Source organism: Candidatus Enterococcus testudinis (assembly GCF_002140915.1).
Classification (GTDB): domain Bacteria; phylum Bacillota; class Bacilli; order Lactobacillales; family Enterococcaceae; genus Enterococcus_D; species Enterococcus_D testudinis.
The window spans coordinates 581,393-601,570 of record NZ_NGKU01000001.1 but is presented as its reverse complement, the minus strand read 5'-3'; the positions used below and the strand labels follow the sequence as shown (position 1 = coordinate 601,570).

General features: G+C 41.6%; 20 protein-coding genes, 1 other RNA gene and 1 other annotated feature. Of the genes, 5 read left to right on the top strand and 16 right to left on the bottom strand.

Annotated features, from left to right (window positions below; translation table 11 throughout):
• Positions 1-7: 7 nt before the first annotated feature.
• Positions 8-388 (bottom strand) — a sequence feature (16S ribosomal RNA rRNA prediction is too short).
• Between the two features lie 614 nt (positions 389-1,002).
• Positions 1,003-1,365: a hypothetical protein gene (locus A5886_RS02955; RefSeq protein WP_086273565.1), complete on the bottom strand. Its 363-nt coding sequence runs from the start codon at positions 1,363-1,365 to the stop codon at positions 1,003-1,005.
• A gap of 67 nt (positions 1,366-1,432) precedes the next feature.
• Entirely contained in the window at positions 1,433-1,813 is a 381-nt protein-coding gene (locus A5886_RS02950; protein ID WP_086275968.1) for a CvfD/Ygs/GSP13 family RNA-binding post-transcriptional regulator, read from the bottom strand.
• Between the two features lie 93 nt (positions 1,814-1,906).
• On the opposite strand from A5886_RS02950, the gene A5886_RS02945 reads away from it, so the two are divergent.
• A complete protein-coding gene (locus tag A5886_RS02945; protein WP_086273564.1) occupies positions 1,907-3,088 on the top strand; it encodes a MalY/PatB family protein in 1,182 nt (393 codons plus the stop codon).
• A 55-nt stretch (positions 3,089-3,143) separates the two neighbouring features.
• Here the strand turns inward: A5886_RS02945 and A5886_RS02940 are convergent, their stop codons facing one another.
• Complete coding sequence (locus A5886_RS02940) at positions 3,144-3,755, bottom strand: peptidylprolyl isomerase (RefSeq protein ID WP_179189957.1); 612 nt, start codon at positions 3,753-3,755, stop codon at positions 3,144-3,146.
• Positions 3,756-3,873: 118 nt separating this feature from the next.
• Here A5886_RS02940 and A5886_RS02935 point away from each other — a divergent pair, with 118 nt between their 5' ends.
• From A5886_RS02935 to A5886_RS02925, 3 genes are read left to right on the top strand one after another with little or no spacing between them, the layout of a single operon-like run.
• Positions 3,874-4,851, top strand: a complete 978-nt coding sequence (locus tag A5886_RS02935) for an NAD(P)/FAD-dependent oxidoreductase (protein WP_086273562.1) — start codon at positions 3,874-3,876, stop codon at positions 4,849-4,851.
• Between the two features lie 8 nt (positions 4,852-4,859).
• Positions 4,860-5,471: a bis(5'-nucleosyl)-tetraphosphatase (symmetrical) YqeK gene (yqeK, locus tag A5886_RS02930; RefSeq protein WP_086273561.1), complete on the top strand. Its 612-nt coding sequence runs from the start codon at positions 4,860-4,862 to the stop codon at positions 5,469-5,471.
• Positions 5,472-5,494: 23 nt separating this feature from the next.
• Positions 5,495-6,004 (top strand): phosphatidylglycerophosphatase A family protein, encoded by a 510-nt coding sequence (locus A5886_RS02925; protein ID WP_086273560.1) that lies wholly within the window; start codon positions 5,495-5,497, stop codon positions 6,002-6,004.
• A gap of 67 nt (positions 6,005-6,071) precedes the next feature.
• Here the strand turns inward: A5886_RS02925 and A5886_RS02920 are convergent, their stop codons facing one another.
• The 4 genes from A5886_RS02920 to A5886_RS02905 form a co-directional block, all read right to left on the bottom strand.
• Entirely contained in the window at positions 6,072-6,713 is a 642-nt protein-coding gene (locus A5886_RS02920; protein ID WP_086273559.1) for a TIGR01906 family membrane protein, read from the bottom strand.
• Positions 6,710-7,480 (bottom strand): TIGR01457 family HAD-type hydrolase, encoded by a 771-nt coding sequence (locus A5886_RS02915; protein ID WP_086273558.1) that lies wholly within the window; start codon positions 7,478-7,480, stop codon positions 6,710-6,712. The genes A5886_RS02920 and A5886_RS02915 overlap by 4 nt, the downstream gene beginning before the upstream one ends.
• Position 7,481: 1 nt before the next feature.
• Positions 7,482-8,096, bottom strand: coding sequence for a YutD family protein (locus tag A5886_RS02910; RefSeq protein WP_086273557.1), 615 nt, complete (start codon positions 8,094-8,096; stop codon positions 7,482-7,484).
• An 87-nt stretch (positions 8,097-8,183) separates the two neighbouring features.
• Positions 8,184-9,563, bottom strand: coding sequence for a bifunctional metallophosphatase/5'-nucleotidase (locus A5886_RS02905; RefSeq protein ID WP_086273556.1), 1,380 nt, complete (start codon positions 9,561-9,563; stop codon positions 8,184-8,186).
• A 230-nt stretch (positions 9,564-9,793) separates the two neighbouring features.
• Here A5886_RS02905 and A5886_RS02900 point away from each other — a divergent pair, with 230 nt between their 5' ends.
• Positions 9,794-10,294: an FUSC family protein gene (locus A5886_RS02900; RefSeq protein WP_086273555.1), complete on the top strand. Its 501-nt coding sequence runs from the start codon at positions 9,794-9,796 to the stop codon at positions 10,292-10,294.
• A 217-nt stretch (positions 10,295-10,511) separates the two neighbouring features.
• Here A5886_RS02900 and A5886_RS02895 read toward each other — a convergent pair whose 3' ends face one another.
• The 9 genes from A5886_RS02895 to A5886_RS02855 all read right to left on the bottom strand — a co-directional run bounded on the left by A5886_RS02895 (position 10,512) and on the right by A5886_RS02855 (position 20,056).
• Complete coding sequence (locus A5886_RS02895) at positions 10,512-10,895, bottom strand: DUF7006 family protein (protein ID WP_086273554.1); 384 nt, start codon at positions 10,893-10,895, stop codon at positions 10,512-10,514.
• Positions 10,896-10,951: 56 nt separating this feature from the next.
• Positions 10,952-13,408: a WxL domain-containing protein gene (locus A5886_RS02890; RefSeq protein ID WP_086273553.1), complete on the bottom strand. Its 2,457-nt coding sequence runs from the start codon at positions 13,406-13,408 to the stop codon at positions 10,952-10,954.
• Positions 13,409-13,415: 7 nt separating this feature from the next.
• Positions 13,416-14,426 carry a WxLIP family cell surface protein gene (locus tag A5886_RS02885; protein WP_086275967.1) on the bottom strand — a complete coding sequence of 337 codons (1,011 nt, stop codon included), beginning with the start codon at positions 14,424-14,426 and terminating at the stop codon, positions 13,416-13,418.
• Positions 14,427-14,556: 130 nt separating this feature from the next.
• Positions 14,557-15,696: a WxL domain-containing protein gene (locus A5886_RS02880; RefSeq protein ID WP_306297889.1), complete on the bottom strand. Its 1,140-nt coding sequence runs from the start codon at positions 15,694-15,696 to the stop codon at positions 14,557-14,559.
• A 262-nt stretch (positions 15,697-15,958) separates the two neighbouring features.
• Positions 15,959-17,443, bottom strand: coding sequence for an AcpB/EbpR/MafR family transcriptional regulator (locus A5886_RS02875; RefSeq protein WP_086273552.1), 1,485 nt, complete (start codon positions 17,441-17,443; stop codon positions 15,959-15,961).
• Positions 17,444-17,541: 98 nt separating this feature from the next.
• Positions 17,542-17,640: signal recognition particle sRNA small type (gene ffs, locus A5886_RS02870), an RNA gene on the bottom strand.
• A 27-nt stretch (positions 17,641-17,667) separates the two neighbouring features.
• Entirely contained in the window at positions 17,668-18,171 is a 504-nt protein-coding gene (tadA, locus tag A5886_RS02865) for a tRNA adenosine(34) deaminase TadA (protein WP_086273551.1), read from the bottom strand.
• Positions 18,172-18,287: 116 nt separating this feature from the next.
• Positions 18,288-18,623, bottom strand: a complete 336-nt coding sequence (locus A5886_RS02860) for a hypothetical protein (RefSeq protein ID WP_086273550.1) — start codon at positions 18,621-18,623, stop codon at positions 18,288-18,290.
• A 68-nt stretch (positions 18,624-18,691) separates the two neighbouring features.
• Complete coding sequence (locus A5886_RS02855; protein WP_086273549.1) at positions 18,692-20,056, bottom strand: RsmF rRNA methyltransferase first C-terminal domain-containing protein; 1,365 nt, start codon at positions 20,054-20,056, stop codon at positions 18,692-18,694.
• Positions 20,057-20,178 lie beyond the last annotated feature (122 nt).

Here is a 20,178-nt window from a genome sequence, read left to right as displayed (position 1 = left end):
CACTCACGCGGCGTTGCTCGGTCAGACTTTCGTCCATTGCCGAAGATTCCCTACTGCTGCCTCCCGTAGGAGTCTGGGCCGTGTCTCAGTCCCAGTGTGGCCGATCACCCTCTCAGGTCGGCTATGCATCGTTGCCTTGGTGAGCCGTTACCTCACCAACTAGCTAATGCACCGCGGGTCCATCCATCAGTGACGCAAAAGCGCCTTTCAACTTTCTTCCATGCGGAAAATAGTGTTATACGGTATTAGCACCTGTTTCCAAGTGTTATCCCCTTCTGATGGGCAGGTTACCCACGTGTTACTCACCCGTTCGCCACTCTTTTTCTTTCGGTGGAGCAAGCTCCGGTGAAAGAAAAAGCGTTCGACTTGCATGTATTAGGCACGCCGCCAGCGTTCGTCCTGAGCCAGGATCAAACTCTCATAATGATTTGTTTGAACGATCCAAAGGATCGTTAAGCTCATAAATTAAAACTTTTGCTAGCTATTGCTTGCATGTATTTGCTTCATAAAATGAAGCGTCCTACACATTGGTTCGTTTGCTTGCTTTGTTCAGTTTTCAAAGGTCTACGTTGCTGTGTTAGCAACTTTTATATCATATCAGAGTGACAAGTGATTGTCAACACTTTTTATAAAAGTTTTTTTCGCTTGTTGTTTTTCAACAACGTTGCGGCTACCTTAGCAACTTAATCATCATAACAAATGATTTGTTATTTGTCAACAACTTTTTTTAATTAATTTGTTGTCATATCAACAACGCTTAATCATTTTAATTTTGCGACTCAGTTATAATATCATCTGTTTTACATTTGGTCAAGCACTTTTTCAAACTTTTTTGAAAGTTATGTTTTGACCTGTTGGCGTTTTGCCAACGTTGATAAATTTACCATGCTTCTGACGTTCGGTCAAGGAAATTTTTCAATTTTTTTACGAAAATCGTTTCCATAAAAAAAGACCGCTCTCGCAGTCTATTAGTTGCTATTTTGTTTCCGCTAGATACAACGATCAAAAGAACGGTACTCCTTCAATATCATAATCTTCAATGATTCTACGGAAGATGTTTGGTTCCTCCCACGCATAGCCCTTTGGCAATTGTTGGGTTTGTTCTGCTTCTTGTGTTTCAAAAACAAATAAAGGAATGTTTTGTGTATCAATATTACCATTGGTCAATTCAACCAATTCAATCGCAGTCACATCTAAGTGGATCTGCTCCTTAAATAATTGTAGGATCGTAGCCAAGCCGGTTTTATCCTCTGAAAAATCTGTTGACGCTAGTTCTGCATTGCCTTCATTCATATGCATCAAAAATCGTTTCGAACCATTTGCTAAGTGCATCATAACTGTACCTGCTACTTTTTTGGATCCCAAAATACCCACCTCAGTTATTCATTTGTTTGCAAGGTAATTTTAGCACATTTTCAGAAAATGTGCACGATTATCTGTTGTTGGTTTCTTTTTCTAACATTTCTTTCGCTTCACTTGTCCATAGAGGTAAATTCTCTTCTATTGTACGAAACCCGATCCGCTTATTCTTATTGGTAAAGTATCGTTTTCTTTTAAAGGGTGATTGCACAAATGAGGATTCCAACGTGCGTCGCGACAGACTGATTTTTTGGCTATATTCATCGATATCAATGATTTGCACACGAATCTTCTGACCAATCTGCAACACTTCATGAATACTTTTCGTAAAACCAGATTGGATCTCTGATACATGGATCAACCCTTGCGTTTCTTTATCTAAAGAAACAAAGGCACCATATGGTTGAATGCCAGTTACTGTTCCTTCTATAATGTTTCCAATTTGATAGGTCATCGTCATTCCTCGCTTTTCCTCTTTTATTATACTTGAACAAGTGGTAGATTTGAAGTATCAGAACCAATCTTACAGATTATTGGAGGGATATTGATGATCGATTTTGATAAAGTCCACCCCCGCATCGACACGAATAGTGTGAAATGGGATGCAATTAAAGAAATGTATCGTCGTGAGAACTTGTTGCCTTTATGGGTAGCTGATATGGACTTCCTTGCGCCAGAACCCGTTACGAAAGCATTGCAGCAAGCTGTTGCCCAAGGAATCTATGGGTACAGTATTTTCCCCGACTCGCTCTATCACGCGATTATCGATTGGCAGCGAACCCGTCATGACTATACAATAGAAAAACAGGACATTCTATTCAACAGCGGTGTCGTACCGAGTTTGGCGTTGGCTTTACAGAGTTATACCCAAGAAAATGATGCTGTATTGATCCACGATCCGGTTTATCATCCCTTTGCTGATGTGATCAATCGCAATAAGCGTCAACTGATCCGAGAACCTTTACTTGAACGAAATGGCCATTTTGAAATTGATTTTGCTTCTATGGAACAAACGATTATTGATCATCATGTCAAACTGTTCATCCTTTGCAACCCACACAATCCCGGTGGACGTGTCTGGACAAAGGAAGAATTGAGAACGATCGGGACATTATGTCAAAAGCATCACGTCATAGTAGTCAGTGATGAAATTCATCAGGATATCGTGTTTGCGCCTCATACTTTTACTTCTTTTCAGACTGTTGATCCAAGTTTTGCGGCGTTTTCGATTGTCTTGTCTTCCGCAACCAAAACATTTAATTTAGCAGGAATCAAAAATTCCATGATATTTATCAAAGATCCTCAATTAAGAAAACAGTTTATAGAAGCACAAGAGATAAACGTACAAGGCGAAATCAACACGTTCGGTGCGGTAGCGACAGAAGCTGCTTATCGTGATGGCACACCTTGGCTAGAAGAACTGTTGCTATATCTTTCAGGTAACGCGGACTTCATTCGCGATTTCTTGCAACAAGAACTACCAAAAGTTCGCTTTCAGATGCCAGAAGGCACCTATTTGATGTGGCTTGATTTTTCAGCTTATGGATTATCAGACAATCAATTGCAGCGGATTTTGATCAAAGAAGCCAACGTTGTCTTGAACCAAGGAACCATCTTCGGTCCTCATGGCACACAACATATGCGTTTGAACTTCGCTTGCTCTCGGACCATTCTTACCCAAGCCTTGCAACAAATCGCCAAGGCATTTCAGGCAATCGATAACCAATAAAAAAATACCCAATTGTCAGGCATTGATCACGCCAAACAATTGGGTATTTCTTTTATTATTCGCTGATTTCGATTGTTTCTATCACGACATCATGTACTGGACGGTCTTGCGGTCCACGTTGTACGCCGGCAATCTCATCTACGACTGCCAATCCTTCAACAACATGACCAAACACAGTATGACGGAAATCTAACCATGGTGTTCCACCTGCTTTATAGGCTTCGATCACTTCGGCTGGATACCCCGCACCTTCTAATTGTCCTAGCATATTGCTTGGTACATTTTGATTGTTAACAATGAAAAATTGACTGCCATTTGTATTCGGACCAGCATTGGCCATTGATAAAGCACCACGCAAGTTAAACAACTCTTTTGAAAATTCATCTTCAAAGCTGCCGCCATAGATACTCTCGCCACCCATACCAGTACCGGTTGGATCGCCACCTTGAATCATGAAATCAGGAATGACACGGTGGAAAATAATCCCATCGTAATACCCTTTTTTCGCCAATTCGACAAAGTTTTTCACTGTTTTAGGGGCCAATTCTGGGAACAATTGAACAACGATATCCCCACGATTTGTTTTGATGACTGCTTGATGACCAGTTTGGTTTGCTAATGCTAACTGTGGAAATTCAGACACAACTAACTCCTCCTTCTCTATCATAAATCCATGATAGCAGAAAATTGAAAAAATGCTAGTTTCAATAATCTTTGCTATAATGAAATTATTCAATGAAATATCGCAAATTTCCAGCTATATACGCGTAGAAAAGAGGAATCACATGGATATTTTTGACATCACGATCATTGGTGCTGGTCCTGCCGGCATGTTCGCAGCCTTCTATGCCGGTATGCGTAACGCAAAAACCAAATTGATCGATAGTTTGCCGCAATTAGGGGGCCAATTGGCTACATTGTACCCTGAAAAATATATATACGATATTCCAGGTTATCCGAAAATCAAAGCCGGTGACTTGGTCCAAAATCTAGAAAAACAGCTGACCACCTTCAATCACCAGTACTGTTTAGAAGAGACTGTTTTGCATATTGAAAAATATGACGACTATCTTGAGATCACGACCGACAAAACGACCCATTATTCAAAGGCCGTGATTCTTGCTTTAGGCAACGGTTCTTTCCAACCAAGAAAATTGACTTTACCAGATGTAGATTGTTTTGAAGGATATGGATTGGATTACTTTGTGACTGATTTGATGAAATATGCAGGGCGCAAAGTTGCCATCGCCGGCGGTGGTGACTCAGCAATTGATTGGGCTTTAATGTTAGAACCTATCGCCAGCGAAGTCTTTCTGATTCATCGTCGTCCTGAATTCCGGGCACATGAACATAGTGTCAACAGACTGAAAGCTTCCTCAGTCAATGTCTTAACACCCTATGTGATCGAAGCAGTCCAAGGAGACCAACGATTGAACGGACTTTCGCTGCAGCAAGTCAAAGGGGACGAAACTGTTTCATTAAACTTAGACGCACTGATTGTGAACTACGGCTTCTCCTCTACTTTGAATATTAAAGATTGGGGACTAAAAAGCAGTCGCCAAGGTGTCTTTGTCGGTTCCGATATGCGCACATCGATTCCTGGTGTTTATGGTTGCGGCGATGTCGTTCTCTATGACGGCAAAGTCGATCTAATCGCAACTGGTTTTGGTGAAGCACCCACTGCTGTCAACAATGCATTACACTTTATAGATCCTAAGACACGTACGCAACCTGCACATAGCACAAGCCTTTTTAAGGAGTGAAGGGATGAATGACAGTCAACTTTGATTTATACGTGCAACCTGTCGGTGACGACGAACTTCAATTGCAAATGATCCATTATTTACAGCAATTTGGCGAGGATGATACAGCGCAACACAATATTGACGTGGCCGAAGCCGCAAAAACATTGGCCCTACGGTTTCATGTTGATGCCCAAAAAGCTTATACTGCTGGTCTGCTCCATGATATTAGCGTGGTGATTCCCAATCATCAGCGCATCGCTTTCCAACAAGCTATGAATGAACCTGTGTTGGGCGCTGAAGAACAAGCGCCCTTCTTACTGCACCAACAACAGTCTGCCATATTGGCTAAGAAAGTCTTTCATGTGACAGATCCAGAGATTCTTTCCGCAATTGCATGCCACACTACATTGAAAGCAGATTTCAGCCCATTAGATATTGTCGTTTTTTTGGCGGATAAAATCAAATGGGATCGCGAGGATCAGGCACCATTTTTTCCAGAGTTACTTGATGCATTATCTGTTTCTCTTGAAGCATCTGCAAAAGTTTATCTTGACTGGCTATTCAAAGGCGACATCATTGTCCCCCACCCCTGGGCAGTCGCTGCTTCTTCACAATTGGACAATATGTTCACAAAATAACCTATCACATCGGAGGGAAGAATATGGTATTAGAGAATAAAACATTAGAAGATAAGGCGCGGGAATTACTAGCGGATCGTGGTGTTTCCATGCAAGACATTGGTGAGTTGGTGATGTTTTTACAAAAAGACTACATCGCTGATATCACTTTGGCTATGTGCATTGACAGTGTCAATGCGGTCCTAAGCAAACGAGAAGTCCACAACACGATTTTGACAGGGATTCAATTGGATATCTTAGCTGAAGAAAACCAGCTGCTGCATCCGTTGCAAGAAATCGTTAAAGACGATGAAGGTCTATATGGTATCGATGAAATTTTGGCTTTATCCATCGTCAATGTCTATGGCTCGATTGGTTTTACCAATTATGGCTATATCGACAAAGTCAAACCCGGCATCTTAAAAGAGTTGAATCGTCATGACGGCCCGCGGGTCCATACCTTCTTAGATGATATCGTAGGTGCGATCGCCGCATCGGCAGCCAGCCGCTTGGCCCATCAACATCCAAGCAAGTCACATTATATTACGCAATAAAACCAAAAAACACTTCAGCCCAGACATCGTCCGCTGAAGTGTTTTTTTGATTATCATATGACCTGTGTTAGACGGTGCGCTTTTTCAAACTTCTCTTACCCCAAAAATAGAAAGCAAAGAAAAAGAGTTCAATCAAAACAAAAAATAAAATAAAACAATGCATGAAAAAGCTTTCTGGTAAGACATTGATGATTGGATCCGTTCTAGGATCAAACAACCAGTCATCATTGCTGAAAAAGATCTCGTGAAACGTCACAAAAAATCGATCAAAGCCAATCGCCATCAAAAAGCCGAAAAAGACAGGAATTACCATGCCCCATTGGAAGGGGCGAATGAACCGCCATTGTTGTCCTTTTTTCCAGAAACGCAGTTTCAGCCATATACTCGGCACGAGCGTGAGGATCATAACAGCATAGTTCAACAAAAACAGCTTCTTGACATCATAAAAATGGCCAGCACCGGTAGCTGACATCGGAAAATCTGGCAATGCCAACGTTTGATTGAAGGGATTGTTCAGAAAGTCTAATAATAGCCCATAGTTTTTGTGTAAAACATCCTGAGAAACAGTGGTTGCATCTAAAATATTTAAATAATGCACGTCAAACCAGTAAAGTGGGCGAAAATTGATCGTGATGGTAATCGCCAAACTGATCAAAAAGAGAAACAAACAGAGATACGCGAGACGTTCGAGCCAAATTTGTTTTTTCATTGATCAAAATCCCATTCATCAAGGGAATCCACCACGTAGGTGGGTGCTACTGGCAGCATTGGAACAGCTGCTTTGGGGGTAAAGCCAGAGAGGACCAATAATGAATCAATGCCATTGCGGATACCGGAACAAATATCCGTATCATAATTGTCTCCAACCATAATAACGTCAGCTTTATTCAACCCAATCCTTTCAACCGCTTTGTCCATAATAATGGCTTCCGGTTTGCCAATAAAAATTGGCGGTGTTTGTGTGGCTGTCTCAACCATCGCAATCAATGAACCCGCTCCAGGCAGCAATCCACGTTCGGTAGGAATGTTTTTATCCGGATTGGTGCCGATAAACGTCGCCCCCTTTTGGATCGCCAATGTTACTAGGACAAATTTTTCATAAGTGACCTCGTTGTCTAAGCCAACAACAACATAATCAGGATTGGTTTCTTCCCATTCAAATCCTGCCGCCAAAATCAAATCGATCAATCCCGCTTCACCAATGACAAATACTTTCTTGCCCTTCGCATCGTCTTTCATAAAGTCGATTGTCGCCAGACTCGCAGTATAAATTGTTTCTGGACCAACATGGATATTAAATTCTGTTGCCAATCGATCAGCAACAACTGCTGGTGTCCGTGTCGTATTATTGGTCACAAACAAAAAAGGCAATCCTTTGCTTTGCAAAGACTCCACAAAGCGTTTTCCTGCCGGGATCAGTTCTTTGCCTAAATAGATCGTGCCATCTAAATCAATCAAATATCCTTTATAACTCATATTATTCTTCCCTTTGTCGAATCGTAAATTCTTTTTTGTTGCTCTTTTTGACTGTGGTTGTTTCAGTTGTTTTCGGTTTATTTTCTTTTGGTTTACGATTTTTGATTGTTGGTTTCGCTTTTTTATTTGGCACTGTTTCTCTTTTTTCTTCGATGTGTGCCGCTTGCGTTTGTGTCTTTTGGGCAGCTGGTTTTTTCTTGCGACGGCGGGTTGTAGTCTTTTCTTTCTTGCCACCCATTCGTTGGATCACAAAGTAGGCGCAGCCGAAGTTGCAATATTCATAGAGATAGTCTTCCAGCATATCGATCCGTTGATCTGGCAATGCTTTGCGATTGTCTAAATCAAAGAAGCCTTTTAGGCGCAATTGCTCATATCCCCAGTCACCAACGATATAATCATAGCGTGCCAACACTTCACTAAACCGCTCCCCCAGTTTTTCAGCATTGAAGCCATCGCGATAGTTGACGATCACTTTATACTGTCGAGTCCCGACCATGATTTCATCTTCTGTCAACAAAGTAACCAGCTCGCCTTTTTTGGGCTGCTTTTCTGGCTCTTCTATAATTTCTTCGAGTACAGATGTGATTTCATCTGTGATTGTTTGTTTTTCGGTCATCTTTTCACCACCTATTGCTTATTATACCTTGTTTTATCTTTCAATGATAGTCGTGGATTTGCAGAGAAATACCAAAGGTACTCGCTTTCACTGCAGTGGATACTTTTGTCCCAAATAGCGCCCGACAACGGTACGAATAAATGCCGGAAACAAAAATTCAACAGTCCCTGCAATCTCGATCGTCGGAAAGAAAGGGATGAAGAGATAGTGATCCACAAGCGTGACCGTATATGCTTGCTCTGAAACAATTGGCTGATGCTGCCAGAGGACTTGGTGATTGATTCCATCATATTGGATCCCTTGATAGACGATCTCTCCGAAGATTTGGCCTCTAAATCCCATACCGACAATTGGAAACCGTCGCAAAAAGGCTCGATTCTTTTCCATCTCCAAAACCATCCTAATCAGATTGTCCCCCGTCAAGGTCACTTTGATCAAGTGCATCGGATGCGGCAGGATCGTATGAAGTTGATCTTGGTCCAAGACACCTGCTGGCAAATCACCTAAAAACAAACCTGTGTTCAACACCGCAGCTTCGGTTTCCCCTTCAGCGCATAAAGCCAACAACGCCTCGTGAATCAATGAATGCTGGCTAGGTGATACAGTCAATGTATGGGGCAGTCTGGCTACTTGGTTGGCTTTTAACAAGCGATGACCAATCGATAAATAGCCATTGATTTCTTCTTCATCTTGCGGAAAAGCCATCAAATCAGTGGTGGGTATCACTCGCGCCGATTTCCCTTCGATTTTGTGGTCATCCGTCAACAACACTTCGACTTCGCCAATATACAGGCCAAACTTTCCTGCAGCTGCGATCTGTACTCCGTTGACCGTTTCGCCATGGGTAAACAAATGGTGGGTATGTGAGCCCAAGATGACATCCAACTGGGGAAAGTGGGCCGCTATGTCACGATCTGCATTGATCCCTAGGTGGCTCATCAAGACCAGTACATCGACTTTTGGTCGTAAATGGGCAATCAATGAAGGCAAAATCTCCATTGGTTCACGGATATCCCAGCCATTAGGGGCATAGGTCAAAGGAAAAGGTGCTGTCAAACCTAGCAAACCAATTTTGGTCCCCATTTTGCTTTCAACGATGTGATGATCTTGCGCCCATCGGGGTGGCTGCAAATCTTTTTTATCAAACAAATTGCCCAATACGACTGGAAATTCAGCCAAATCATACAGGTGCTGCAAGTCTTCTTTCGGATTACCGACGCCTTCATTGTTGCCGATAGTGACTGCATCGTAATGCCCTTGGTTCATCAAGTCAACATTGGCTTGCCCATTGGTGGCTTCTGTCAGCGGATGCCAGCGATCAACGAAATCTCCTAAGTCTACAGTAACAACTGATTCATCAACGGAGACCGCTTCTCTTTGCCGTTGATCCAAGTATCGTCTAATTTTGGGCCAATGTTCTAGATGTGAATGGATGTCATTGGTATGAATAATCGTGATTTTTTCCATAAGCCGCCTCTTTCCAGCCGTTCTGATCCATCAAGAACAGCTTTTGTAACAGTTATCTGTCACAAGTTTACTACAAAACAACCATAAATTCTCTGAATGATGATTGATATATCCTTTGATCATCACCACAGTCACTTATACCGCTTACAATAAAAACTGAATGAATGACCTACCCAGCTGTGCTATAATAGACCTTTGTTTACTTATTTGATGGGGAAAGGGTGAACCGATTGACGATTTTCGGCTTAAGATTTGGCCTGCGTAATGTAAAAACGGGTATCAGTGTCTTTATTTGTATTTTGATCAGCTTCCTCTTACAACGAGAAACATATGTTGTCTCAACGATTACTGCAGTCTTCACCCTGCGTGAAGATCATCAAAACACCTTAAAATACGGCAAGCATCGAATCGCTGGCAATACCTTTGGTGCGTTAGCTTCCGTAATCTGTATCGCTATCTTTAAGTATTTTGGTTTCACCCCTATCGTTCAAATCATTGCTATCCCATTGGTCATCATGTGTATGATTGCACTATTGGTCAAATTCGATTACAACGAAGGCACTGTTGGTGCTTGTGCGACACTGTTGACGATTTTGTTTATGGTGCCGCATACGGAATCCTATGGATATGCCTTTAATCGGGTTATTGATAGTTTTATCGGTATGGGTGTGGCGATTTTGGTGAATCGGTTTTTGCCGGTATATCAACGAAATACAACGGATAACAAATAGAAGTACGATCAAACTGCAACCCCTTGATCGTACTTCTTTTATTTATTTTCAGGAACCATTTCAAGCGTCCAAGTAAACGTTGAAGAATAATGTGCAGCTTGCGGATTGCTCCCTTTTGGAATAGATCATTCAATGCAATGATCCGCTGATGACCTGTTCATATTCCGCTATGTTGAAAACAGGCACACTCACTCACTTCATCTGATACACATTAAAATTAAAGTTTTTCACTCAAAAACATTATCCCCCAAGGCGGTTGATGGTTCTTTTTATATCCTGCAAGTTCTCTATAATAAGAGTTTTTGTCCATTTGGATCATTTGAATAAAGTCTTCTTCTCCGTGATTGGCGATACACTCATCGACTTCATCGAAGGACAAAAATTCACATATTATTTGCAGTTGCGCATCGATAGCCAACAATTGTGAGAACGTATAAAAAAGCTGCTCATTATTTGACATATATAGCACTTCAAATTGGTGACATAGATCTTGATAAAAGCTATATATTTTTGGATATACAGTTTGGCAATTTGCCTGATAGACCATGGTGTCAAAATAACTTAAATACTGTTTTGGAGAATCGATTTGATCTAATTGCATATTTATTTATCCTTTCGAGCGTTTCGACTTTTATGTTTAGAATATCTATTTTCGATTTAATAATTACCTGGAACTGAACTTAATTCCCATTCAAAGGTTGTCGTATAATGATCTGCTTCAACTGCGGCAGTTGCAGGAACAGTTAAGCCTACACTTTCGTTTAATGTGTCAGGATCTCCGAAACGGTAAATCCAAGTGCCTTCTCCTTGATTCTCGTCCGCCAATAGTAAAGTTCGCTTATGTCCTGGAATTAGTTCGAAAGAGTCAGGTACCTGTATGGATGGGGGATTATTCCAATGACTAGACACTAATTCTTGGTTGGCTAAGTGAATACGCGCACCGATAAGTTCAAACCCATTTTGAGTTTTGAATTGCTCTTTTTGGGTCACAGCAAGTTGCCAGCCATGTCGTAAGTGTGGTATTCGGCGATCACTGATTTGGATATAATTTGGTCTTTCTTCAATTTCATTGATTGACCCATCTGCATTCAATAGGCGTTGTGGCTTTGCATAATAAGTACGCTCTTTTGCCGAAATGGCTTGCTGGCCAAAGTTAAATGAGGACACAAAATCTATGCTTAACGTATCTTGATGAGGGGGTAAATCTGGTTTGTTTTCTGGATTGACTTCAACGTCAGGATCGAGTGGATCAACCGGTGCAACTGGATTTTTTCCATAGACATAGATTACCTCAATTGGATCTGTTTCAAAGAAGCCTTTCGCATTTACAGGCGTCTCAAACAAATAATAGTTCGGTATCTCTTTGGCAGCTGTCTCATAACTATCTCCAATCACGCCTGTAATCACTTCTGGTGATACAATGTTCCCCCCTTCTTTATCTACATGTCGGACATGGACTTCACCAAATTGAACTTCTTCATATACAGCACGGACTTCTGTACGTTCAGATCCCATAGTAAAAGTTGTTGTCTCGGCAGATTTGTCTGCTATTCTTGAGCCCCTTCCTGAAATGATTTCCCAATGAACAAACCTATACCCTTCGTTTGGATTTGCCGCGATTGTTGTTGTAGATCCTTGTCGGATGGGGCCTAATCGCGGCGTTGGATTTCCACCTTGGCTAGGATTAGGCGCTATTGAAAGGGTATATAAAGGACGCGGCGGCGCATTACCGTTAAATGCGCTTATACCGATACTTTGTTTTGAACTAGGATTACCTAATCCCGAATTAGCATACACCACTTCAAAATCATCTGGCGTTGTGATAGCTGAAACAATATTTCTTGCTTGAGGTCCATTAAGTTGCAAATCTACAAAATCCCATAAATCTCTATTTATGAGTGCTTGACTACCTGTTATATTTACATATGCATTACCCGGCATTTTTATAGTAGTATCAAAAATCCCAGTGGCACGGTTATCTGAATTACTGATTTCTATACATCCATTAGGACTGACTTCAATGTAACTTTGGGAATTGTTTAAGGTGCTTCCTCTTTCTATGGAAAGGTTTTGAAGAGATGCTCCTGTTTCTATCACAGCCTGATTCGTAATCAATACCCGACCACTACCACTTTGAATAATCGCAGGATTCATTCGAGTAGGGGGTCTCAAATGGCCGATAAGTCTTGCGCTATTGTCAGGAACACTACTCAACACTAAATCAGCTGCTCCTGTCACGCTTAGCACATTACTCTCGTAAAATAAATTCAGATGATGTCTGTCAAATTCAATTCTTATACTTTGATCACGCACATTAAGTGTATCAGGTCCATCAGTAATAGCGCTTGTTAGATTAATAATCGACGTAGCATCACTATTCCAAGCAGCAAGGAATTGTGGCCAATTATCTACATTACTTATTGAACGATCATGGGGATCTCTAGTCTCTTCTAAGATACGTTCATTTTCAATATCAAGCAAATCTTGCGAAATATCCAAATTACTCTCTATGGCATAAACGAAGTCCATGTTTCCTTCATGTTGTGCTTCTTTCACGCTTCTCTCATCAACTTCTGCTATATTTTCGCTCTCTTTAAACAAAATAGAACGATTCTGTTCAACTTCCAAGTAAAAGAAGTCCGCATCATGACCAATAGTAACGAAGTACTGTCCAGCTGCTTCAAAAAAAACTGGCAGTTCGAAGGCTGTTCGCTTACCTTGTGTGCGCAGTGTCCAATACTCTCCATGTGCGTGCTGAAAGGTTTCACCTTTTGAAAAATACGAAGTGTATACTTGTCCACTTGCAGGAATGCGAACTAACACTTCATCCACGGCTAACTTACTCGTAAACTGTAATAAAACAAGTTGATTGATCGTTGTTTGATAGGTTTTATTTACAAAAGAAAATGCTTGGATTTCTTCCGTGGGGGTAGTGTCAGATGTTGCAGCCATAGGTTTAACAAAATAATCCGGCTGATGTACACGTAGTTTTTCAATCGTTGCTTCGTCAACAACTTGGCTTGCTTCCACAGAATTTAAACCAAAAGTAGTGATCAATGATGACATTATGGTAAAGATGAGTCCCCACACTGCTATCTTTTTATATACGTTCATCTCGTACTCATTCCTTAACTTGTTTTTCTTGTCTATTCTTGATAAGCAAGTACACAGAAAGAAGCATTAAGAGCGTAAACAAAATGATCGACCCGACCATCCACCAATTCAAACTAGAATCAATCGTTACATCTTGCCGATTCAATCCACGGGCTTCATCCGCTTCGATCGTGAATGTTTGTTCCCACGACCATTCTTCCTCACCAGAAGTTGCATTAAGTGTCAAAAGGTAGTCTCCACTTTGAAAACGATCGCCTTCCAATGAAATGGGGAAACGAAAATGGGAGTTCGGAGCCATTTGCATCTGTTCCGCACTTGCTGCATATAAAATCTCTGTATCCCCAACTTTTTGTATAGTAGCATCTACAGCCAATCGATTCACAAAGGTTGGTGTATAGTTTTGAATCGTTGCACTGATGACGTTTCGGTAGTTCAATTGATCTGCAAAGACGTCCAGAAGTTCAAGATCTGGCTGAATCGAATCTCGGGAATTGCTGACAACTACACCTATGACATAGGCAAATTCATTGTTGATAGCAACCCCTTCAACATCTTTCACCTCGTCTTCTGCTTCTTCTTTCACTTCAGCAATACGCAAGCCACCGGCTAAAAATCCTTCAAATGACGCTTCAGGCATATGTATAGGTACTTCAATCTCTTTGGTTTCATTTCCGGCTAATGTAATGACTTCGGATGTTTCAATCAAGGTATCCAATGCATAAGTTAATTTAGTATCTGGTTCTTCTGCATCCTTACCATATTCCACCACACCATGCACATTGGTATAAGCCGTATGGGGTGTAACTTGCACCTGGATTGGTTCACTACTTGCATTTTGGATAGTCAATTGCAACATGTCACTTTCACCGGCAGGCATATTCAAATCAAAATAACTCAGCGACCCTTCTACTTGATGATCTGAAAACACTGGTGTTACATAAAAATCCAATCCACTCTCTTCCGCCAAACCAACTTTTGGCTGCATGATAAAGAGCACCATAGCAATAGCAAAAACCATTTTGGTGACAATACTCAATTTATTTATAGATAGATGTCTTTTTAACAAATCTAATCCCCTTTCTTAAAAAACAGCGCTACACACACATGTAACGCTGTTGAAAAGTCCTCTTACTCGCCTTGCATTTGCTTTAAGCGTCAGCACCAGGTGTTGATGTCAATTCCCAACTCAACGTTGACGTATACGTTGCCGCATCTTTTGCAGTTGAACCGGGTACAAACAAACGAATTGCATGGTTTTCTACGACTTCTTTCTCTGCATCCGCAAATTGTTGATTCAAATCACGTTGATTTCCCCAGACTATAGAAGATGATCCTGCACCTTGGCCTCTGTCGGCCGTCATTACAGATACCGCACCTACATTAGGTATCAATTTCAAGCCATTTTGGTGACCTGCCGGGGTATTGTCCGGATTATTGGTCACATGACTTACACGGCCCTCCACAAATTCTATCTCTGCACCGGTTAACACGCCGTTATGTGTGCCTGAAGTAAAATCAGATAGACTTACTTGCAGATTCCAACCTCCGTTCGTTCCACGGACATCCTGTACTTGCGCAAATGACACATAAGGTACTTTGTTTTCGTCTCCGGTCGTGCCTTCAAGTTGCTGCATTTCAGCTACCATACTATAGTATTGCAACTGATTTGAGATAACTTGCGAACCAAAATTCATAGTCACGGCTTTCACAATTGACAAAGGTCCTGTCATATTAGGATCTTCTGGTTGAATATCTACTTCTGGAGCATCAGGATCTACAACCGGCGGTAAAACCTCTACTTCTTCATCCTCGCCTCCACCTGGTGCAAATTGAACATTTCCTTCCGTATCAACGTTATGAACTACTTCTGCTGATACAATTTTACTTCCGCCGGCTAAAATCGATGATGTGAGTGCGGTCACTGTTGCTAATTTAATAAGTTTCAAGTTCTTTCCTGCTTTCGTATAATTTAATTTTTTTAAATGTTTAAATCGCACTACACAGAGTGCGATGATCGCGATACCGAAATTCCTCAAGTACCTATTTGTGATGCTATTGGTTTGTGGCAAATTGATAAAGGGATTATTCACATCTTCAACCGGTGGTTTCCCGATGCTTTCAGATGGTGTCGGATCAGGCGCCCCGATTGGATCATAGTGACCAGTAAACCCGATGCTACCCCTTGTTGCCGTACTTCGTCTTTCTGTCCCTGTCAATTCCTTGGAAGTAGCCATAAACATTGTCAAAGCGACCATAAAACAGAGCCATATCTTGTGCTTTGTCTTCATTCCATCCTCCTTGCGATAACAAAAAGTTCGTAAAAAGGCACTTTATGTAGCTAATCTATTTATCTAACATGATGTCGTTTCCTTCATCATCCATTTTTCCAGAATACTTTTGTTGCTTTACTTCGTCGAAGATCTTCGCGAATGGATACAAATGAGTACCCCTTACTGAAAACTATCATAGCATCTGAAAACACAAAAAAACTTGTCAGTTATTTCTACCCTACTAGAAATAATGACAAGATTTTTTGTTCTGAAAGATTATCTATTGTTCTGTTATCTGGATTGCTTCACCTAGCTGCGGATTGATTTTTTGAATTACCCGCATCCAATCAAATCTATCGGGAATCGCTTTTAGCAAAAGATAGTCTGTTACCAAAATGAAGTCCGTTAGATACTCGCTGTAATTGGTTACCACCAAATCAATCTGCTGCAATGCCAAATAACCGGTTGTCACTTCATTGATTCGTGGAAAATATACTTGCATGTCATTTCCGACGTACCGCAAAAAACGCGCGCGAATCGATTGGCATATTTGCAAGTTTCCTTCAAGCACCACAGCAATACGCTGAATAGGTCGATCATAATACTCTCTGATTGCCTCTTGATACAGCGTCAAGGAAGCGCTGATATCCTCCAGATACAATGGACTGTATCCAAGAATGTTTTGCTGCTGATTCAAAAAAGACAAATTTTGTTTGAACTGAGGACTTTCTTGCGCCAACTCTCTGATTTCTGCTTGCACACCATTTAAAGCAGGTGCAGTTTCATCAGCAATTTTTTTTGCAACAAAAAACGAATGAATCAGACATTCAATGTCTTGCGTTTGTTTGAAACTGGATGACCATGTTGCTGTATAAGCCTGACTGATCTGCCTAAATTCCGGCCAAAATGAGTAAGTTTCGATAAAATCCTTCTCCAGCAATGGTTCAGTCAAAGTTCTCTTCGTGACCGTCAGCAGATAAAGCCAAATAAATTCTTTTTCAGGAATTTCAACACCGTACTCTTCAATGATTCTTTCCTTCAAAAGATTGTAATAGGTAAATCCGGAAATATTTCTAATAAGATACGCAAACCGATCCGGAACAGTGACATAATTCTTCTCCCGACACCTTTCAATAATAATGAACAGGGCATAAAAAAAATCAGTTGGCGGAATATCACTATTCCTTATTTTGGCTGGCGAAACATCCATATCGACCATCACCATATCCACCAATTCCTTCGGTGGAAGCAGTGTATGGGGTGTGACATCTGCCTCATAATAAAAATCTTGGAAAAATTTGCGAATATTGGTCTCATTCCCTTTCATGTTGACAGGGCTATAACCAATAGTCAATCCGTAGTTCTTTAGTATCGGTGCCACTCCTTGCAAGTATCTGCGTAACGTACTTTCCGATACATGCAAGCGATAAGCCCATTCTTCAATCGGATGTAACTCTCCATGAAAAATTCCTTCCATCAATTGATATAATCCTTCTTCTGACACTAACTGGCGCTTTTTTTCCAAATAATCCATTGGCGCCTTCTCTGTAAAATAATAGCCATAAGCAACCTGCGTCAACTGTATACTATCTCCAAAATGTTCTTTGATCCCCTTGATATCCGAACTGATCGTTCGCTGGGTCACATGTAATTTTGCTGCAAAAGCCGTCAATGAGCACGTACGCTCACGTTCAAAATCATTTAAAAGTTGAAACCATCGGACAGTTGTTTTGTTTAAGATAAAATTGATTTGCAGTTCTCTCATAGGCGCCTCCATTCACATTTACCCCAGAATAACCGAAACTAGTTTTTTGGACAAATAAAAAACCTAGGATTAACCCTAGGTTTGATGATCGTTTAAAATTGGGTAAAAAAAATCAGACACATGAAGGACCCTGCTTAGTGCTGCTTCCTTCCGGATCTGACACGCTTCACAAGACCTTCATTGTCCTAGCCTTTCGGCAGTATTTAGTATAACGTACTTTATCATCAATTGCCAGTCTTTTTTTGTTTTTTCTTTTCTCTCAAGCTACGGAAAAAATCAGTCAGCATTTGTCCACATGCTGCTTCCAAAATGCCGCCTTCTACATAAGACCAATGGTTAAATCGTTCATCGGTCAACAGATTCATCAATGTCCCAGCGGTTCCACCTTTCGGATCATAGGCGCCAAAATAGACTTCTTCAACTCGTGACAATAACATCGCCCCGCTGCACATTGGACAAGGTTCCAGCGTGACAAATAATTGTGCCCCCTCTAAGCGCCAACTCCCAACGGTTCGGCAAGCCTCTTGGATTGCGAACATTTCCGCATGGGCCGCCGCTTGTTGCTGCTGTTCTCTTAAGTTATGTCCGCGACCAATGATTTCTCCTTCCAATACAACGACTGCACCGATTGGTACCTCAGCGATCAAGGCCGCCTTATCCGCTTCTTTCATGGCTTCGCGCATAAAGTATTCTTTTTGTTCGTTGGTCAATCTACTGACTTTTTCCATCCTTGACGTTCACTCCTGCATATTTACTGAATACGTTTATTATAGCGGACTCTACAGCCAAAGACGAGAAAAACCCGCAACAATGTCGCTCGTTGCGGGTCTAGTCATCGATTGGATCAAAAAACAGAATCAATAAAACTGGTTAATTTGTCTTTGACATGTTCCGTTGAATCTTTGATGTTGTCGCCATAAACAGACACTTTGTCACGCCCATTTTTGACTTTTTTCATGACGCCCAATAAAGAATCTAGTTCATTGTCAGACAAACCGTCCACGACATCCAATAACTTTTCGTTGCCGTTGAATTTGTCATCAACAAACTTCTTCACCTTATGGCGATTGCAAGCGAAGCGTACTTTATTGAATACTTTGTCTGAAACAACGACTGCAGTGGTGATGCCAGCAATCGCTGCAATACTTAATCCAATCGTTACTTTTGATGATGTTTTCATATCGATCAGCTCCTTTGATTTGCTACTTCCATGATAGCACGGTGCGCCGAATATGAATACTATTTCGTTCAGTCCACTTGAAATCTTAAGCCTTTCGGAAAGAAATTCTTTACGATTCCTTGTACCTGTTTACCGATACCTACTGGCACTGCATCCACTTGCAAAATAACCCACCCGGTATTGCCAGGTACTGTGACTGTTTGCCCCGTAACATATTGTTTCCATTGATCGATCGTGATCGACACAGTCGGTCCTTGACTGCCAGCAAGAAATGCCATTGCCACAGCATAACTCGGCTCGATACGGTTTTTCTTTAGCGTACCAATATGCAAGCCCGGACGCAGGACTTTCAAACCTTTCAATGACGGCATGTCTTTAGGCACCAACCATAATTGTTCCCCAAAGACCTGCAGGACACCTTCATTGGCGGCCAAAAATGGAAATAATTCTTGCACATTCTGCCACAACTTCATCGTTGCTTGATCTACTTTACTTTGTCCGCTTTTGGTCTTTTGTTTCTTTGTCTTCACAGGTTTGGCTTCAGCTTGATACTGTAATTTCGCCGCAAAATGACCTTCGCCTTGATTCAAGTGAGGCCACAAGCGAATCGTCTTCTCAATGTCCGGTACATGCCCCCAATTAGGACGACCATGGGCTACGTTGTCCATGTCGATGGATTGGATCGCAAACGGATATGTTTCAACAAGCCAACTGATCATTGCTTCATTTTCTTCTGGCGCAAAGGTGCACGTGGAGTAAATCAACTGTCCACCAGGTTTCAGCATCTTCACTGCTTCTATCAGAATCTCTTGTTGGCGCATGGCGCATTGTTGCGGTGCATCACTGTGCCACTCCGCAACAGCCACTGGATCCTTACGAAACATGCCTTCGCCAGAACAAGGAGCATCGACAACGATTTTATCAAAGAAAGCCGGAAAATGACGACTCAACTCTTGGGGGCTATGGTTGGTCACCACCACATTCGAGAAACCCCAGCGTTCCACATTTTCCGCCAATATTTTTGCCCGTTTTGGAAAAATCTCATTGCTGACCAATAACCCTTCACCATTCAACTGACTCGCCAACTGTGTCGATTTCCCCCCAGGCGCTGCGCAAAGATCCAGCACCCGCTCGCCTGGTTGAGCCTGCGCAATCGCTGCAACAATCATGGCACTTGGTTCTTGACTGTAGACATAACCCGCTTGATGCAGCAACGACTTCCCTTTGACTGCGCCAATATAGGCATTTTCGGCATAAGGAGCGTTGGCCCGGTCTGGTCCGTACTTTTCAAGCATCGCCTCTGCATCTGGCTTAGCGGTATTTAAGCGAAAGCCTTTCACAGGCTGTCCATCGACCAATGCAGCAAAAAAAGCGGCGGATTCTTCCCCTAATAAATGTTGGTATTTTTCAATAAAAGATGTTGGTAAGTCCATACATGTTCCCCCTCAGCTTTTTTATCATAGCGACTGAAAGACAATTATGCAAGAACTACTCCTTTGATGAACAAAAAAAAACACAACCTATCACATAAGTTGTGTCCTAATGATTATTGCTT

Bases quoted from the DNA above. Each gene is read 5' to 3' on its own strand.
- A5886_RS02920 (WP_086273559.1), bottom strand. From the start codon at position 6,713: ATGAAAAAACAAATTTGGCTCGAACGTCTCGCGTATCTCTGTTTGTTT.
- A5886_RS02935 (WP_086273562.1), top strand. From the start codon at position 3,874: ATGGATATTTTTGACATCACGATCATTGGTGCTGGTCCTGCCGGCATG.
- A5886_RS02905 (WP_086273556.1), bottom strand. From the start codon at position 9,563: ATGGAAAAAATCACGATTATTCATACCAATGACATCCATTCACATCTA.
- A5886_RS02890 (WP_086273553.1), bottom strand. From the start codon at position 13,408: ATGAACGTATATAAAAAGATAGCAGTGTGGGGACTCATCTTTACCATA.
- A5886_RS02940 (WP_179189957.1), bottom strand. From the start codon at position 3,755: ATGATAGAGAAGGAGGAGTTAGTTGTGTCTGAATTTCCACAGTTAGCA.
- A5886_RS02925 (WP_086273560.1), top strand. From the start codon at position 5,495: ATGGTATTAGAGAATAAAACATTAGAAGATAAGGCGCGGGAATTACTA.
- A5886_RS02860 (WP_086273550.1), bottom strand. From the start codon at position 18,623: ATGAAAACATCATCAAAAGTAACGATTGGATTAAGTATTGCAGCGATT.
- yqeK (WP_086273561.1), top strand. From the start codon at position 4,860: ATGACAGTCAACTTTGATTTATACGTGCAACCTGTCGGTGACGACGAA.
- A5886_RS02875 (WP_086273552.1), bottom strand. From the start codon at position 17,443: ATGAGAGAACTGCAAATCAATTTTATCTTAAACAAAACAACTGTCCGA.
- A5886_RS02895 (WP_086273554.1), bottom strand. From the start codon at position 10,895: ATGCAATTAGATCAAATCGATTCTCCAAAACAGTATTTAAGTTATTTT.
- A5886_RS02915 (WP_086273558.1), bottom strand. From the start codon at position 7,480: ATGAGTTATAAAGGATATTTGATTGATTTAGATGGCACGATCTATTTA.
- tadA (WP_086273551.1), bottom strand. From the start codon at position 18,171: ATGGAAAAAGTCAGTAGATTGACCAACGAACAAAAAGAATACTTTATG.
- A5886_RS02855 (WP_086273549.1), bottom strand. From the start codon at position 20,056: ATGGACTTACCAACATCTTTTATTGAAAAATACCAACATTTATTAGGG.
- A5886_RS02885 (WP_086275967.1), bottom strand. From the start codon at position 14,426: ATGGTTTTTGCTATTGCTATGGTGCTCTTTATCATGCAGCCAAAAGTT.
- A5886_RS02950 (WP_086275968.1), bottom strand. From the start codon at position 1,813: ATGACCTATCAAATTGGAAACATTATAGAAGGAACAGTAACTGGCATT.
- A5886_RS02910 (WP_086273557.1), bottom strand. From the start codon at position 8,096: ATGACCGAAAAACAAACAATCACAGATGAAATCACATCTGTACTCGAA.
- A5886_RS02945 (WP_086273564.1), top strand. From the start codon at position 1,907: ATGATCGATTTTGATAAAGTCCACCCCCGCATCGACACGAATAGTGTG.
- A5886_RS02880 (WP_306297889.1), bottom strand. From the start codon at position 15,696: ATGAAGACAAAGCACAAGATATGGCTCTGTTTTATGGTCGCTTTGACA.